Source organism: Streptomyces sp. NPDC046939, from assembly GCF_040644575.1.
Taxonomy (GTDB): domain Bacteria; phylum Actinomycetota; class Actinomycetes; order Streptomycetales; family Streptomycetaceae; genus Streptomyces.
Genome location: NZ_JBEYWV010000025.1, coordinates 102,215 through 117,699 on the forward strand (window position 1 = coordinate 102,215; position 15,485 = coordinate 117,699).

Annotated in this window: 11 protein-coding genes; 9 read left to right on the forward strand and 2 right to left on the reverse strand. The window is 73.0% G+C overall.

Annotated features, from left to right (window positions below; translation table 11 throughout):
* Positions 1-239 precede the first annotated feature (239 nt).
* From ABZ877_RS26075 to obgE, 4 genes are all read left to right on the forward strand, one after another.
* Entirely contained in the window at positions 240-4,415 is a 4,176-nt protein-coding gene (locus ABZ877_RS26075; protein WP_361075262.1) for an Rne/Rng family ribonuclease, read from the forward strand.
* Positions 4,416-4,657: 242 nt separating this feature from the next.
* Positions 4,658-4,978, forward strand: coding sequence for a 50S ribosomal protein L21 (gene rplU, locus ABZ877_RS26080; protein ID WP_361075264.1), 321 nt, complete (start codon positions 4,658-4,660; stop codon positions 4,976-4,978).
* A 16-nt stretch (positions 4,979-4,994) separates the two neighbouring features.
* Entirely contained in the window at positions 4,995-5,255 is a 261-nt protein-coding gene (gene rpmA / locus ABZ877_RS26085) for a 50S ribosomal protein L27 (RefSeq protein WP_361075266.1), read from the forward strand.
* A gap of 132 nt (positions 5,256-5,387) precedes the next feature.
* Entirely contained in the window at positions 5,388-6,836 is a 1,449-nt protein-coding gene (gene obgE / locus ABZ877_RS26090) for a GTPase ObgE (protein ID WP_361075268.1), read from the forward strand.
* An 87-nt stretch (positions 6,837-6,923) separates the two neighbouring features.
* On the opposite strand, the gene ABZ877_RS26095 is transcribed toward obgE, so the two are convergent.
* A complete protein-coding gene (locus ABZ877_RS26095; RefSeq protein WP_361075270.1) occupies positions 6,924-9,023 on the reverse strand; it encodes a hypothetical protein in 2,100 nt (699 codons plus the stop codon).
* A gap of 239 nt (positions 9,024-9,262) precedes the next feature.
* Here ABZ877_RS26095 and proB point away from each other — a divergent pair, with 239 nt between their 5' ends.
* From proB to ABZ877_RS26120, 5 genes are all read left to right on the forward strand, one after another.
* A complete protein-coding gene (gene proB / locus ABZ877_RS26100) occupies positions 9,263-10,402 on the forward strand; it encodes a glutamate 5-kinase (RefSeq protein WP_361075272.1) in 1,140 nt (379 codons plus the stop codon).
* Positions 10,403-10,608: 206 nt separating this feature from the next.
* On the forward strand, positions 10,609-11,085 hold the full coding sequence (locus ABZ877_RS26105; RefSeq protein WP_361075274.1) for a hypothetical protein: 477 nt from the start codon (positions 10,609-10,611) through the stop codon (positions 11,083-11,085).
* A gap of 172 nt (positions 11,086-11,257) precedes the next feature.
* The gene (locus ABZ877_RS26110; RefSeq protein WP_361075276.1) at positions 11,258-12,547 is read left to right on the forward strand and encodes a glutamate-5-semialdehyde dehydrogenase; all 1,290 of its coding nucleotides are present in this window, start codon (positions 11,258-11,260) and stop codon (positions 12,545-12,547) included.
* Between the two features lie 41 nt (positions 12,548-12,588).
* A complete protein-coding gene (locus ABZ877_RS26115) occupies positions 12,589-13,194 on the forward strand; it encodes a hypothetical protein (protein WP_361075278.1) in 606 nt (201 codons plus the stop codon).
* A gap of 78 nt (positions 13,195-13,272) precedes the next feature.
* A complete protein-coding gene (locus ABZ877_RS26120) occupies positions 13,273-14,361 on the forward strand; it encodes a hypothetical protein (protein WP_361075280.1) in 1,089 nt (362 codons plus the stop codon).
* A 14-nt stretch (positions 14,362-14,375) separates the two neighbouring features.
* On the opposite strand, the gene ABZ877_RS26125 is transcribed toward ABZ877_RS26120, so the two are convergent.
* Positions 14,376-15,467, reverse strand: a complete 1,092-nt coding sequence (locus tag ABZ877_RS26125) for a M48 family metallopeptidase (protein WP_361075282.1) — start codon at positions 15,465-15,467, stop codon at positions 14,376-14,378.
* Positions 15,468-15,485 lie beyond the last annotated feature (18 nt).

Here is a 15,485-nt window from a genome sequence, read left to right on the forward strand (position 1 = left end):
GGTCGTCGTAGCGCCGCCCTCGTACTCGGGAGCCACCTGGGTCGGGCAGCGCACCCACCCAAGGACTTTCGCCAGGCCGTACGCACCCCGCGTACCGGAACCGGCGAGAACAGACAGAGAGCCCCCGTGCGGCGCCCGCGCCCCGGACCGGCGGCACCGCGCCACCCGCGCGAGCCGCAGGCGTCACCGGTCATCCGGATGAGGCGCGGCGCCCGGGGGCCGACGGGAGACACACCCGCATGCCCGAGCAGAACGAAGCGACCAGCCCCGAACTGGACAGCCCCAGCGACACCCTGCCCCCGCGCCGTCGGCGCCGGGCCGCGTCGCGCCCCGCGGGCCCGCCCGCCGGACAGACCGCCGCCGGGAACGCGCCGGCCATACCGGCCACCGCCGCGGACGCAGAGTCCGAGCCCGCCGCGTCCCCGGCCGCCGAGGCCCCCGCGCAGGACGCAGCGCCCGCCGCCCGCCCGCGCCGTCGCGCCACGCGCCGCGCCTCCGCGCCGGCCGGTGCGCCCGCCGCCGCGTCCGCGGCGGACGAGGTGCAGGAAGAAGTCCAGGCCGTCGCCGACCCGGCCACCCCGCAGGAGCTGGCCGAGCCCGCCGCCGAGGAGCCGGCCCCGCGCCGCACCCGCCGCCGTGCCACGCGCGCCGTGTCGACGCCGGTCGCCGAGCCGGAGGAGAGCACCGGGCAGGTTGCTGAGCAGGCCGCGACGCCCGCCGCCGAGCCCGAGCCCGAGGCCGCACCTGTCGTAGAGGCCCCCGCGCCGCGCCGTCGGCGCGCCACGCGTGCCACCTCCGCGCCCGCCGCCGAGGCCGAGCAGGCCGCCGCCGAGACAGCCCCCGCCGCCGAGCAGGAGGCTGCCGCCGAGGCGCCCGCGCCGCGTCGCCGTCGTGCCACCCGTGCCACCTCCGCGCCCGCCGCCGAGGCCGAGCAGCCCGCTGCCGAGACCACCCCCGCCGCCGAGCCGGAGGCCCCCGCCGAGGAGCCCGCGCCGCGCCGCCGTCGCCGTGCCACCCGTACGGCCTCGGCCCCTGCCGCGCAGGAAACCCAGCAGGCGCAGGAAACCCAGCAGGCCCAGGAGACCCCGGAGGTCCAGGAGACCCCGGTGGCCGAGGAGCCCGCCGTCGAGGAGCCGGCCGAGGACGCCGCCCCGCGCCGCGCCCGCCGCCGCGCCACCCGCGCCGTCGCCGCCCCCGAGGCCCAGGCCGCCGAGCCGGTGGCGGAGCCCGCCGCGCAGGCCGAGGCCGCCGAGGAGCCCGCGCCGCGCGGCCGTCGTCGCGCCACCCGTAAGGCCGCCGCCGGCTTCGCCGAGCCGAGGGCCCAGCGGTCCGCGTCCAAGGCCGCCCGTGAGGAGGAGGGCGGGAGCCGTCCGAAGCGGCCGTCCGTCGCCGTCTTCCAGGCGCCCGTCTTCACCGAGCCGATGTTCCAGACGCCGGAGCGCGCCGCCGCCGCTGCCGCGGCCGAGGCCGCCGAGGAGAAGCCCGCGCCCGTCGAGCCCGCCGCCGGTGCCGCCGTCGTGGCCGCCGAGGAGGAGCAGTCCCCGCGCCGTCGCCGCCGCAGGCGCGCCAGTGACGAGCAGCAGCCCGTCGAGCAGCCCGTCGAGGCGGAGCCCCAGGTCGCGGCCGAGGAGCCCGCGGAGGCGGACGAGCCGGGCGACGACCAGGACGAGCACGACCACGAGAACGGCGACCGTCCGGCCCGCCGTCGCCGTCGTGGTGGCCGCCGCCGTCGCCGGGGCGAGTCCGCCGACGCCGAGAACGAGCAGGACGAGTCCGGTGACGCGGACGCCGACGCCGAGCAGGACGCGGAAGACGACGGTGACACCGCCGACGACGGCGCGGACAGCCACGCCGAGCAGGACGAGCACCACGGCCACGACGAGCGCGACGACAGCGCGGCCTCCGGGTCGAGCAGCAGCCGCCGTCGCCGTCGCCGCCGCCGTCGCGCCGGTGACGCCGCCGCCGAGAGCGACCAGCACGCCTCCGACGACCCGGAGCGCACGGTCGTCAAGGTCCGCGAGCCCCGCAAGAAGGACAGCTTCGCCGAGCGTGAGCGCTCGTCGACCTCCTCGGACGAGGTGCAGTCCATCAAGGGCTCCACGCGTCTGGAGGCCAAGAAGCAGCGCCGCCGCGAGGGCCGCGAGCAGGGCCGCCGCCGCGTGCCGATCATCACCGAGGCCGAGTTCCTGGCGCGCCGCGAGGCCGTCGAGCGCGTGATGGTCGTCCGCCAGAACGGCGAGCGCACCCAGATCGGCGTGCTCGAGGACGACATCCTCGTCGAGCACTACGTCAACAAGGAGCAGTCGACCTCGTACGTCGGCAACGTCTACCTGGGCAAGGTCCAGAACGTGCTGCCGTCGATGGAGGCCGCCTTCATCGACATCGGCAAGGGCCGCAACGCGGTGCTGTACGCCGGTGAGGTCAACTTCGAGGCGCTCGGCATGGCCAACGGGCCGCGCCGCATCGAGACCGCGCTCAAGTCCGGCCAGTCCGTGCTCGTGCAGGTCACCAAGGACCCGATCGGCCACAAGGGCGCCCGCCTGACCAGCCAGATCTCGCTGCCCGGCCGCTACCTGGTCTACGTGCCCGAGGGCTCGATGACCGGCATCAGCCGCAAGCTGCCCGACACCGAGCGGGCACGCCTCAAGACCATCCTCAAGAAGATCGTCCCCGAGGACGCGGGCGTCATCGTGCGCACCGCCGCCGAGGGCGCGAGCGAGGACGAGCTGCGCCGCGACGTCGAGCGTCTGCAGGCGCAGTGGGAGGACATCCAGAAGAAGGCCAAGCAGATCTCGACGTCGTCGCCGAGCCTGCTGTACGGCGAGCCGGACATGACGGTCCGTGTCGTCCGCGACATCTTCAACGAGGACTTCTCCAAGGTCATCGTCAGCGGTGACGAGGCGTGGGAGACCATCCACGGCTACGTCACCCACGTGGCGCCCGATCTGGCCGACCGCCTCCAGCGGTGGACCAGCGAGGTCGACGTCTTCGCGACGTACCGGATCGACGAGCAGCTCGCCAAGGCGCTCGACCGCAAGGTGTGGCTGCCCTCCGGCGGCTCCCTGGTGATCGACAAGACCGAGGCCATGGTCGTCATCGACGTCAACACCGGGAAGTTCACCGGCCAGGGCGGCAACCTCGAGGAGACCGTGACGAGGAACAACCTCGAAGCGGCCGAGGAGATCGTGCGCCAGCTGCGCCTGCGCGACCTGGGCGGCATCGTCGTCATCGACTTCATCGACATGGTCCTGGAGTCCAACCGCGACCTGGTCCTGCGCCGCATGCTGGAGTGCCTGGGCCGCGACCGCACCAAGCACCAGGTCGCCGAGGTCACCTCGCTCGGCCTGGTCCAGATGACCCGCAAGCGTGTCGGCCAGGGCCTCCTGGAGTCCTTCTCCGAGACCTGCGTGCACTGCAACGGGCGGGGCGTCATCGTCCATATGGAGCAGCCGGTCTCCGGCGGTTCCAACGGCGGCAAGCGCAAGAAGCGCGGCCGCGGTGGTAACGGCGGCGAGCACGACCACGGCCACGACCACAGCCACGAGCAGGGTCACGAGCAGGGTCACGAGCACGAGGCCGCCGCCGAGCCCGAGCCGGTCGAGACCGAGGCGGAGGTCGCCGCCGAGGCGGCCGCGCCCAAGGCGCTCGCCGAGCCCGAGTTCGCCCCGGACGAGGAGCTGTACTCCAGCGCCGCCGAGGCGGAGGCCGCGGCGAGCCGTGGCGGCCGTTCGCGCCGCCGCGCCACGCGCCGTGCGTCGGCCCCGGCGGGGGCGCCCAAGGAGCCGGTGGTCACCGAGGCCCCGGCGCCCGCGCCCGAGCCGGCCGTCGAGGCGGAGGCCCCGAAGGAGCCCGAGCCCGTACAGCCCGCGCAGGAGGAGGCTCCGGCGCCGCGTCAGCGTCGTCGCGCCACCCGCAAGGCGACCGCGCCCGCCGGTTCGCCGAAGGCGTCCTCCGAGGAGGCCGCCGAGGTGACCGTCGCCGAGCCGGTGGCGAAGGTGGAGGAGCCGGTCGCCGAGGAGCCCGCGCCCGTACCGGCCGAGCCCGTGCAGGAGGCTCCGGCGCCGCGTCCGCGCCGCCGCGCCGTCCGCAAGGCGGCGGCGCCCACCGCGCCGGAGGAGGCGGCCGTCCTGGTCGTCCCGTCGGCCGCCGCGGAGGAGGCCCCGCAGGCCGCACCGGAGACGGAGGGTGAGCCCGAGGCGCCCGCCGCCAAGAAGACGGCCCGCAAGACGGCCAAGAAGGCGACGGCGAAGAAGGCCGCCACGAAGAAGACCGCGGCCAAGAAGACGGCCGCGAAGAAGACGACGGCCAAGAAGGCGGCGAAGACCACCACCGCCAAGAAGGCGACCGCGAAGAAGACCGCGGCGGCCGGGCAGCAGACGCAGCCCTCCGTCTCGGCCGCGGCCGACGAGGCCTGAGCCGTCCGACGCCCCCGTACCGCGGCGCACCGCCGCGGTACGGGGGCGTCGCCCGTCCTGTGCGGGGCCGGTTTGACCCTTGTCGGGCCGGACCCGTAATCTTGACCGTCGGCGTGTCCATCGATACGCCGCACTCCCGTAAACCTTTTTCCTCCGGGCGCATCCCCCTGGGAGTCCCCGGAGAGGCCGCACCCGTGTGGCTGGACTGCGGGAGTCCCGTTCCGAGCGAAAGAGAGATCCGCGTGTACGCCATCGTGCGCAGCGGTGGTCGCCAGCACAAGGTTGCTGTCGACGACATCGTTGAGGTTGACAAGATCCCCACGGCCAAGGTTGGCGACACCGTAGAGCTCTCTACGCTGCTCGTTGTCGACGGTGACGCCGTGACCAGCGACCCGTGGGTGCTGGCCGGGATCAAGGTCCAGGCCGAGGTCGTGGACCACCACAAGGGTGCGAAGATCGACATCCTTCGCTACAAGAACAAGACCGGCTACCGCCGTCGTCAGGGCCACCGCCAGCAGTACACGGCGATCAAGGTCACTGAGATCCCCGCGGCTGCGAAGTAAGGGTAGGGACTGAGACATGGCACACAAGAAGGGCGCATCGTCCACTCGGAACGGGCGCGACTCCAACGCTCAGCGGCTCGGCGTGAAGCGCTTCGGCGGCCAGACCGTCAACGCCGGTGAGATCCTGGTCCGCCAGCGCGGCACCCACTTCCACCCGGGCAACGGTGTGGGTCGTGGCAAGGACGACACGCTGTTCGCGCTCGACGCCGGCGCGGTGGAGTTCGGTACCCACCGTGGCCGCAAGGTCGTGAACATCGTTCCGGTCGCCGCCGCCTAAGGCGTCTCGACCAGTTCTTTCTCGCGAGGCGGACCTCACTTCCCCCTGGGGAAGCGGGTCCGCCTTTCGCGTGTTGTGAATGGGTACAGCACGCACACAGACAGCACCGTATGTTTCTGGAGGCACTGACCAATGACCACCTTCGTGGACCGCGTCGAACTGCATGTCGCCGCGGGTAGCGGGGGCCACGGCTGTGCCTCCGTCCACCGTGAGAAGTTCAAGCCGCTCGGCGGCCCGGACGGCGGCAACGGCGGCCGTGGCGGTGACGTCGTCCTGGTCGTGGACCAGTCGGTGACGACGCTCCTCGACTACCACCACTCGCCGCACCGCAAGGCCACCGCCGGCCGGCCCGGCGAGGGCGGCAACCGCTCCGGCAAGGACGGCGAGGACCTGATCCTGCCCGTCCCCGACGGCACGGTCGTCCTCGACAAGCAGGGCAACGTCCTCGCGGACCTCGTCGGCCAGGGCACGACCTTCGTCGCCGCCCAGGGCGGTCGCGGCGGCCTCGGCAACGCGGCGCTGGCCTCGGCCCGCCGCAAGGCCCCCGGCTTCGCCCTCCTCGGCGTCCCCGGCGACCTGCGCGACATCGTGCTGGAGCTGAAGACGGTCGCCGACGTGGCGCTCGTGGGCTACCCGAGCGCGGGCAAGTCCTCGCTCATCTCGGTCCTCTCGGCCGCCAAGCCGAAGATCGCCGACTACCCGTTCACGACGCTGGTCCCGAACCTCGGCGTCGTCACGGCGGGCTCGACGGTCTACACGATCGCCGACGTCCCCGGCCTCATCCCGGGCGCCAGCCAGGGCAAGGGCCTGGGTCTTGAGTTCCTGCGCCACGTCGAGCGCTGCTCGGTCCTCGTGCACGTCCTCGACACGGCGACGCTGGAGTCCGACCGCGACCCCGTCTCCGACCTCGACACCATCGAGGCCGAGCTGCGCGCGTACGGCGCGGGCCTGGAGAACCGGCCGCGCCTCGTCGTCCTGAACAAGATCGACGTGCCCGACGGCAAGGACCTCGCCGAGATGGTCAGGCCCGACCTGGAGGCGCGCGGCTACCGCGTCTTCGAGGTCTCCGCCGTCGCCCACAAGGGCCTCAAGGAGCTGTCCTTCGCCCTGGCCGAGCTGGTCGGCGCCGCGCGCGCCGCGAAGCCGAAGGAGGAGGCGACCCGCATCGTCATCCGCCCGAAGGCCGTGGACGACTCGGGCTTCACCGTCACCCGCGAGGAGGCCGACGGCGAGCCGCTGTTCCGCGTGCGCGGCGAGAAGCCGGAGCGCTGGGTCCGCCAGACCGACTTCAACAACGACGAGGCCGTCGGCTACCTCGCCGACCGGCTCGCCCGCCTCGGCGTGGAGGAGGAGCTGATGAAGGCCGGTGCCCGCAACGGCAACGGCGTCGCCATCGGCCCCGAGGAGAACGCGGTCGTCTTCGACTGGGAGCCGACCGTCATGGCCGGCGCCGAGATGCTCGGCCGCCGCGGCGAGGACCACCGCTTCGAGGCGCCGCGCCCGGCCGCCCAGCGCCGCCGCGACCGGCAGGCCGAGCGGGACGAGGCGGAGCAGGCGTACGACGAGTTCAAACCGTTCTGACCTGGCAGGACAGCCGGTACGAGGAAGGGCCCGGGGAGATGATCTCCCCGGGCCCTTCCTCGTACCGTCAACGGATGAGGGACGGCGTCACGCCGTCACGGCGTCCGCGTCCTCCGACTCCGGCGCCGCCTCCGCGGCCACCGCGTCGGCGACCTGCTCCTCGACGGAGTCCTCGCGCTGCGCGGGGATGTCCGTGTCGCCGCGCGCGGCCATCCGGGCGCGGCGCTCGTCGGCGCGCTCGCACAGGGCGCGTACGGCCGCGTTGAAGCGGTCGATGGAGGGCGGGTCCGAGGGGCCCAGGAGCTGCTCCTTGAGCTCCAGACGGGCCTCCCGGTACACGTCGTCGGTCTCGCCGCGCACGGCCGCGAGAAGGGCGGGCACGCCCTCCGCGTCCGGCGCGAGGATCGTCGCGGCGCTGACCGTCGGGAAACCGGCGCGGAACTCGGCCTCGGTCAGCCCCGAGGTGTTGGCGACGGCGTACGGCTTCTCGCTGGCGAGCCAGTCGGAGACGACCGAGGAGACGTCGGAGATGAGGACGTCGGCCTGGTTGAAGCAGGTGAAGATCGCGGGCCGGGCCTCGGTGACGATGAGGTGCTCCCACTCGGGGAACGAGGCCCAGTACGCCTCCTCCCACGCCGCCCTCGCCTCGGCCACGGCCGCCTGGCGACCGCTGTCGGGGCGGCCCTGGAGCAGCATCTTCTCCATGTCGTCGGCGCTGGTGCGGAACGCCGTCGAGGTCAGCTTGTCCAGCTCGGCGGTGCGGCGGGCCAGCTCGGCGGCGGCCTCGGGGCCGGGCCGGGCGCCGGAGCGGCGCGTGTTGGCCTCGCGGATCATCGCCTTGATGCGCTCGTTGGCGGCGCCCGCGGCGGGGACCTGCGAACCGGTCATCGGGTGCGGCTTGTAGACCAGGCGCACGCGGTCGTCGGCGAGCAGGTGGCGGACGATGTTCTCACCGGCCAGGATCACCGAGGTGTTGCCGGGGTTGCCGTCCCAGCCCTCCCAGGTGGGGGCGTAGAGGACGGTCGTGTACGGCTTGGTGGCCGGGCCCGAGGCGGTCCTGATGGGGGAGAGCTGCGGGCGGCCCACCTCGACGACGTCCTTGTCCTCGACGCCGACATCGGCGAGCTGGTAGCGGTCGCGGGCGGCGGGGCCCGCGACCCACACCTCGTCGTAGGCCTTCGCGTACGGGTTGCAGGACGAGAGCTTGTCGGACTCGCCGTGGTTGATGAACGCGTGCTTGATCGTCGGGATGCGCAGCACCTGGGAGGTCTTCGCGGCGTTCGCCGGGTGCAGCATCATCTTCAGCGTCGAGTTCTCCAGGGAGAACATCGTGGCGACCTTCGGGAAGCAGATGATCGGGACGTCGGTCGCGTCGATCTTGTTGACCATGAAGCGCTCGCGCAGCACGATCAGCGGCTTGCCGTCCACCTCGGCGAGGGTGGGCAGCCACATGTTCGCCTGGTACGCGGAGGTCGTGCCGCCCGAGAAGTACATGGCGACGGTCGGCTTGTAGTCGGCCAGCCAGTTGTCCAGCCACTCCATGACCTTGGCCTCGTTCAGCGACCGCTTCTTGGGCAGCAGCCAGGTGGCCAGGTACAGCAGGCCGCCGCCGAACAGGGCGATGGAGACGCCGATGCCGATGCCGCCCCAGGTGGCGTCGGTCGTGGCGGCCGTGGCGAGCAGACCGGCGGTGGCGGGCAGGGAGAAGGCCAGCAGGCGGTGGCTGGGGCGGCGGGCCAGGATGCGCGGCGGGGCGGCGGACAGGCGCAGCGCCGAGGCGTCGATGTTGCGGGTGAGGATCGGCAGCGTCCGGCTGCGGCGGACCATGACCGCGGCGGCCTGGCAGCCGAAGTGCAGCACGTAGACGGCGAGGAGCGCGAAGAGCAGCGGCGCCTGCTCGCCCGTCGGGTCGATGCCGTCGATGCGCAGCAGGCCGACGAAGATCAGCATGTCGCGCAGCAGCTGTCGCACGGTGACGTCGAAGCGCACCTTGGCCAGGAGGGACAGCAGGCCCGGCTGCCGGTACTGCAGGTAGGTGTCGAGCGCGAGGCCGGCCGCGCTCGCGGCGACGAACACCGGGACGTTCGGGAGGGACGCGCTGACGAGCTGGGCCACGAAGAGCGCGAACATCGCCAGCAGCGCTGAGAGCTGCACGATGCGGCGCGGGGCAAGTCCGGCGGAGGGCACGGGCTGGGCTCCTGGCAGGAATAGGAGGGGATCAACAGGGGGTCAGGCGTGAAAAGGCTGACCACTGACCGTATGACTTGGAGCGGTCCCGTAGCAATCCTCCGTGACGGCAATCACCCGAAAAAGGGGCAAAGTGTACGCACCTCGGAGGGTCGTCCGCCCGCCCGCGAGCCGTTCGAGCTGTCCGCCCCTCGAAACCCGGCGGCGGCCCCGTGGTCACGTCACGTACATTGCGGTGCATGTCAGGGGCTACACGTGCGGCACGACAGGGCGTGACGGAAGCGCGCCGGATCGTGGTCAAGGTCGGATCGTCATCGCTCACCACGGCCGCGGGGGGCCTGGACGCCGACCGGGTCGACGCCCTCGTGGACGTCCTCGCCAAACACCACGGTGCGGCCAAGAGGGAGATCGTCCTGGTCTCCTCGGGCGCCATCGCCGCCGGGCTCGCGCCGCTCGGCCTCTCCCGCCGCCCCAAGGACCTCGCCCGCCAGCAGGCCGCCGCCAGCGTCGGCCAGGGCCTCCTGGTGGCCCGCTACACCGCCTCCTTCGCGCGCTACGGCGTCCGCGTCGGCCAGATCCTCCTCACCAGCGACGACATGGCCCGCCGCACCCACCACCGCAACGCCTCGCGCACCGTCGACCAGCTCCTCACCATGGGCGCCCTGCCGGTCGTCAATGAGAACGACACCGTCGCCACCGACGAGATCCGCTTCGGCGACAACGACCGGCTCGCCGCCCTCGTCGCCCACCTCGTCCACGCCGACCTGCTCGTCCTCCTCTCCGACGTCGACGGCCTCTACGACGGCGACCCGAGCAGGCCCGGCACCTCCCGCGTCGCCGAGGTGCGCGGCCCCGCCGACATCGCGCACGTCAAGATCGGCAGCGCCGGGAAGGCGGGCGTCGGCACCGGCGGCATGGTCACCAAGGTCGAGGCCGCCTCGATCGCCGCCGCGGCCGGCATCCCCGTCGTCCTCACCAGCGCCAGCCACGCAGCCGACGCCCTCGCCGCCCGCGACACCGGCACCTACTTCCACCCCACGGGCCGCCGCAGCGCCGACCGGCTGCTCTGGCTCCAGCACGCGTCCACACCGCGCGGCTCCCTCACCCTGGACGACGGCGCCGTGCGGGCCGTGGTCGAGCGCCGTACGTCGCTGCTCCCGGCCGGGATCGCGGCGGTGGAGGGCGATTTCAGCGCGGGCGACCCGGTCGAGCTGCGGGACGGCGAGGGCCGGGCCGTAGCCCGCGGGCTCGTCAACTTCGACGCCAAGGAGATCCCCCGGCTGCTCGGCCGCTCCACCCGCGAACTCGCCCGCGAACTCGGCCCCGCCTACGAACGCGAAGTCGTACACGCGGACGATCTGGTCCTCCTCCGGGCGTGATCCGGCGCCCGGCCACCTTCGAAAGCGTTGTGCAATCGGCCGAAAGCCTGCCACCCGCGGGGGACCTTCCGTAAAACCACCCCAAGACGAGTCGCGTCCTGCTCAACTCTTGATGCAGGCAGTTCATGCCGAGCATGTTCACGCAGTGCGCGCGCACGCGGACCATGCGCGGAGTTCCGCACGACCATTGCGCAAAGGAGGCCGTCGTGAGACGAGCGCGCCCGGGGGCGACGCCCCGAGCGTCGGCGGAGCGGGCACTGACCAGCGTGGCCGCGGGGGACGCCTACGAGGAGGAGACGGCGGGGGAGACGAGGTCCGACAGCGGGGCGAGGGCCGAGGAGGGCCCCCGGCTCTGGCACATCACGCTCACCGTCTCCGGCGCCGAGACACCGCTCGCCGAGGTCCGCCGCGGCCTCGAACAACTCGCGCACGACCACCCCTTCCTCCTGACCAGCCGCTACGCGGTCGACCACGCGGAGATCCGCTACTGGGAGGAGGCCCGCGACCTGCACGACGCGGCGGCCGTCGCCCTGCGCCTGTGGGGCGAGCACCGCCAGACCTCGCAGCTGCCGCCCTGGGAGATCGTCGGCCTGGAGGTCATCGACCGCGAGACCTACCACCACCGCATCGCGGAGGGGCACGGACCGCTGCCCGCGGCCCCGGTGGGCGTGCACCCGTTCTGACCCGTCCCGGCCCGCTCCGGCTGTTGAACGTGCACATTCTTGACGGGCGCCACATTTCGGGCACGCACCCGCTTCAAACGACTCCCCGGCGTCGGCCTGCCCCTTTTCGGCCATGTCTCACCTCCCGGAACAGGATCTGGACGCCCCGCCGTCCCCCGTTACCCTGCCGTGCATGACGTCGCCTTCGCTCAACCCGTACGACTCGATGACCCCCGTCACCCGGGCCGCCTACCGCGCCCGCGGCGCCGCCAACGACCTCGCCCCGCTGCCGCGCGCCGAGAAGGACGACGCGCTCGCCGCCATCGCCGACGCCCTCGAAGTCCGTACGGCCGAGATCGTCGAGGCCAACGCCGAGGACACCGCCCGCGCGCGCGAGGCCGGCACCAGCGAGTCGATCATCGACCGGCTCACCCTCACCCCCGAGCGGGTCCGCGCCATCGCCTCCGACGTGCGCGACGTCATCGCCCTGCCCGACCCGGTCGGCCAGGTCGTCCGCGGCAACACCCTCCCCAACGGCATCGACCTGCGCCAGGTCCGCGTCCCCCTCGGTGTCGTCGGCATCATCTACGAGGCCCGGCCCAACGTCACCGTCGACGCCGCCGCCCTCTGCCTCAAGTCCGGCAACGCCGTCCTGCTGCGCGGCAGCTCCTCCGCGTACGCCTCGAACACCGCGCTCGTGCGCGTGCTCCGCGACGCCGTCGGCGGCAGCGGCCTGCCCGCCGACGCCGTGCAGCTCGTGCCCGGCGAGAGCCGCGACTCGGTGACCGAGCTGATGCGCGCCCGCGGCCTCGTCGACGTCCTCATCCCGCGCGGCGGCGCCTCCCTCATCAAGAACGTCGTCGAGAACTCGATCGTCCCCGTCATCGAGACCGGCACCGGCAACTGCCACGTCTACGTCGACGCCCACGCCGACATCGACATGGCCGTCGACATCCTCGTCAACTCCAAGGCGCAGCGCCCTTCCGTCTGCAACGCCGCCGAGACGCTCCTCGTCCACCAGGACATCGCCGAGGCGTTCGTGCCGCGCGCCCTGGACGCCCTCGCCGACGCGGGCGTCACCGTCCACGCCGACCCGCGGATCCTCGCCTTCGCCGACCGCTCCAAGGCCACCGTCGTCGAGGCGACCCACGAGGACTGGGAGACCGAGTACCTCTCCTACGACATCGCCGCCGCCGTCGTCGACGACCTCGACCGGGCCGTCGAACACATCCGGCTCTGGTCCTCCGGGCACACCGAGGCCATCGTCACCACCGACCAGCGCGCCGCCCGCCGCTTCACCCAGCTGGTCGACTCCACGACCGTCGCCGTCAACGCCTCCACCCGGTTCACCGACGGCGGCCAGTTCGGCTTCGGCGCCGAGATCGGCATCTCCACCCAGAAGCTGCACGCCCGCGGCCCCATGGGCCTGCCCGAGCTGACCAGCACCAAGTACATCGTCACCGGCGACGGCCACACCCGCTGAGCCGTGACTTGTGGCGTGAATATCCGTACCGTCTGCCCAAATTGACCCCTCCGGTCTACTCTGGACGGGTGCCGGAGGACGTGGGGGGCGCGCCGTTCCCGGACGGCGGAGAGCCCGACGACGACCACGACCGCGGGGGCTGGGACGAAGAGTTCGCCTCCGTGGTCTTCGACGAGGACTTCGTGCGGGCCGCCGAGGTCCATGAGCCCACCGCGGTCGAGCGGCTGCTCGCCGCCGCCCAGGCCCGCGCCGAGGCCCAGGAGGCCGAGGCCCGCAGAGCCCGCACCCGCCGCGCCCCCGACGACGACTTCTTCGACGACGACGGGTACGGCGCGGCCGGATTCGGCCGCCTGCACCACGACGCCGACGCCCTGTACGAGGAGGGCCTGGAGCAGGACGGCCGCGGCGGGACGCACGCGGGCATGGTCCGCTGGCGCAGGCCCGTCGCCTGGGCGCTCGCCCTGCTCATGGGCGTCGGCATGGTCGCCCTCGCCTTCACCGCCGTCTACCGGGGCGCCTCATCGGGCCGCCAGGAGCAGGTGCCGCCGCCCGCCACGACCGAGCTGGAGAAGGGCCCCTCCAGCCCGCCCTCCGCATCGGTGGACCATTCCCGGCCTGCGGTTTCGGCGGTCCCGCGGAGCCCTTGAGCGGCTGTGCGCACGGACGGCGGAAGTTGTCGCGCACGGGGGCGTTTACTCAAGGTCCCGGGGACCTAACCTGAAGGTATGGGCGGCCCAGGAGACCCCCCGGAGGGGACACCGGAAGGTGGCCCCACCGGCGGCGGCGGAAGCGAGGACGAATACGGGTCCGTCGTGTTCGACGAGTCCTTCGTCCGCGCCGCCCGCCTCCAGGAGTTCTCCGCCCAGGAGCGCATCTCCGACCACGCGCCCGCCGTGCGCCGCATCCCCGCGCTGCGCCGCGGCCTCACCCGGCAGGCCGTCATCCTCGTCGTCCTGATCGTCATCGCCTTCGGCACCGCGATCTACATGGGCGTGCGCAGCCCGTACCGCGCGACCCCCTCCGCCCGCCACCCCGAACCCCTGCGGATGACGGTGATCCCGCTCGCCCCGGACGCCAAGGTGCCCGGCGCCGCCTCCGTGCCCGAGCTGTACCGGCGCAGCCCCGCCGCCCGGTTCGGCACCGCCGCCGACGGCATCACGCTGCCGCCCACGGGCCGGCGCACCGCGCACTTCTCCGACAGCCAGGTCGTCACCGCCCTGACCACCGTCAAGGACTACCTCGTCGACTCCTCGCTCGACCCCGACGTGCTCACCGGGGGAGCGGTCAGGACCGTCCGCATGCTCGTCGACCCCGGCCAGCTCGACCAGTTCGACCAGAGCTTCGACCGCCCGGCCATGGACGGACGGCACGCCGCGACCGGCTGGCTCGTCCGCTTCGACCCGGCCGAGGCCGAACTCGCCGACCCGCACATCCGCGTCCGCGGCACCCTGCGCGCCGTCGAGACCACCACGGACACCCTGGAGGTCACCTCGGACCACACCTTCGTCTACGCGCTGCGCCCGGTCGGCGCCGCCGTCGACGACGGGGCCCGCGCCTCCCTGTTCACCGTCCGCCGCGAGCTGCACTTCCGCTTCGACCGCGAGGACCTGCGCAACCACCAGGCCGAGCTGCTCGTCTCCTACGTCCAGGCCGGGCCGCTCTCCTGCTCCGTGGACCAGTCCGGGCACCTGCACCCGCTGCTCGCGGGCGCCACGGCCGGCCAGGACGGCCCGGCGGGCACCGACCCGTACGCGACGGGCGGTGCGACCGCGCTGTGCGGGGCGCTCGCGCCGAACGCCCAGCCGTCTGTCTGAACCGGACCGACGGGCTACTTCTCGGCGTCGTCCGCCGAGCCGTGGTTGCCGTTGTTCCCGCCGCCGGTGCCGCCGCCGAAGCCGCCGAAGCCGCGCCGGACCCGGCCGCCGAGGTCACCGGCGCCGCCCGCGATGTCGCTGACCAGCTTCATCAGCGGGTCCTTCGAACTCTTCACGTGGTCGGTGTAGTGCGCGGCCGACTCACGGAAGGAGTCGGTCACCGAGGTGTCCTTGTCCTCCGTGCGGCGCGGGTAGTGGCCGTCCATCAGGCGCTGGTAGTCGCGGGTCTCCGCCCACTTCTTCAGCTCGGCGGCGCGCACCGTCGTGAACGGGTGGGAGCGCGGCATCACGTTCAGGATCTTCAGGACCGAGTCGCGCAGGTCGCCCCCGGCCTCGTACTCCTCGGCCTGCTTGAGGAACGCGTCCACGTTCATCTCGTGCAGGTGGTTGCCGCCCGCGATCTTCATCAGGCCGCGCATGGACGCCTGGAGGTCCTGGCCGACCAGGAGGCCCGCGCGGTCCGCGGACAGCTCCGACTTGCGGAACCACTCGCGCAGCGCCGTCACGATCGCCATGATCGCGAGGTTGCCGAGCGGGATCCACGCCACGCGCAGCGCGAGCGTGGTCAGGAACAGCAGGATCGTCCGGTAGACCGAGTGGCCGGAGAGCGCGTGGCCCACCTCGTGGCCGACGACCGCCCGCATCTCCTCCTCGTCGAGCAGCTCCACCAGGCCGGTGGTGACGACGATGATCGGCTCGTCCAGGCCGATGCACATCGCGTTCGGCTGCGGGTCCTGGTTCACGTACATCGGCGGGACCTTCTCCAGGTCCAGGATGTAACAGGCGTCCCGCAGCATCGAGTTCAGGTGCGCGAACTGCTCGTCCGAGACGCGGACCGAGTCCGACAGGAACAGCAGACGCAGACTGCGCTCCGGGAGCAGGCCGCTGAGCGCCTTGAAGACGGTGTCGAAGCCGGTGAGCTTGCGGAGCGCCACCAGGGCCGAGCGGTCGGCCGGGTGCTCGTACGCCCGCGAGGAGATCCCGGGGAAGCGCCTGCGCTGCCTGCTGGGTACGTTGTCGTGCTGCTCGTTCGGTACGTCGGGCATGCGGCCCCCCATGTCGAT

What these genes read in the sequence shown, in the direction of transcription:
- ABZ877_RS26075 (WP_361075262.1), top strand. Translation starts at nt 240, where the DNA reads ATGCCCGAGCAGAACGAAGCGACCAGCCCCGAACTGGACAGCCCCAGC.
- rpmA (WP_361075266.1), top strand. Translation starts at nt 4,995, where the DNA reads ATGGCACACAAGAAGGGCGCATCGTCCACTCGGAACGGGCGCGACTCC.
- obgE (WP_361075268.1), top strand. Translation starts at nt 5,388, where the DNA reads ATGACCACCTTCGTGGACCGCGTCGAACTGCATGTCGCCGCGGGTAGC.
- proB (WP_361075272.1), top strand. Translation starts at nt 9,263, where the DNA reads ATGTCAGGGGCTACACGTGCGGCACGACAGGGCGTGACGGAAGCGCGC.
- ABZ877_RS26110 (WP_361075276.1), top strand. Translation starts at nt 11,258, where the DNA reads ATGACGTCGCCTTCGCTCAACCCGTACGACTCGATGACCCCCGTCACC.
- ABZ877_RS26120 (WP_361075280.1), top strand. Translation starts at nt 13,273, where the DNA reads ATGGGCGGCCCAGGAGACCCCCCGGAGGGGACACCGGAAGGTGGCCCC.
- ABZ877_RS26125 (WP_361075282.1), bottom strand. Translation starts at nt 15,467, where the DNA reads ATGCCCGACGTACCGAACGAGCAGCACGACAACGTACCCAGCAGGCAG.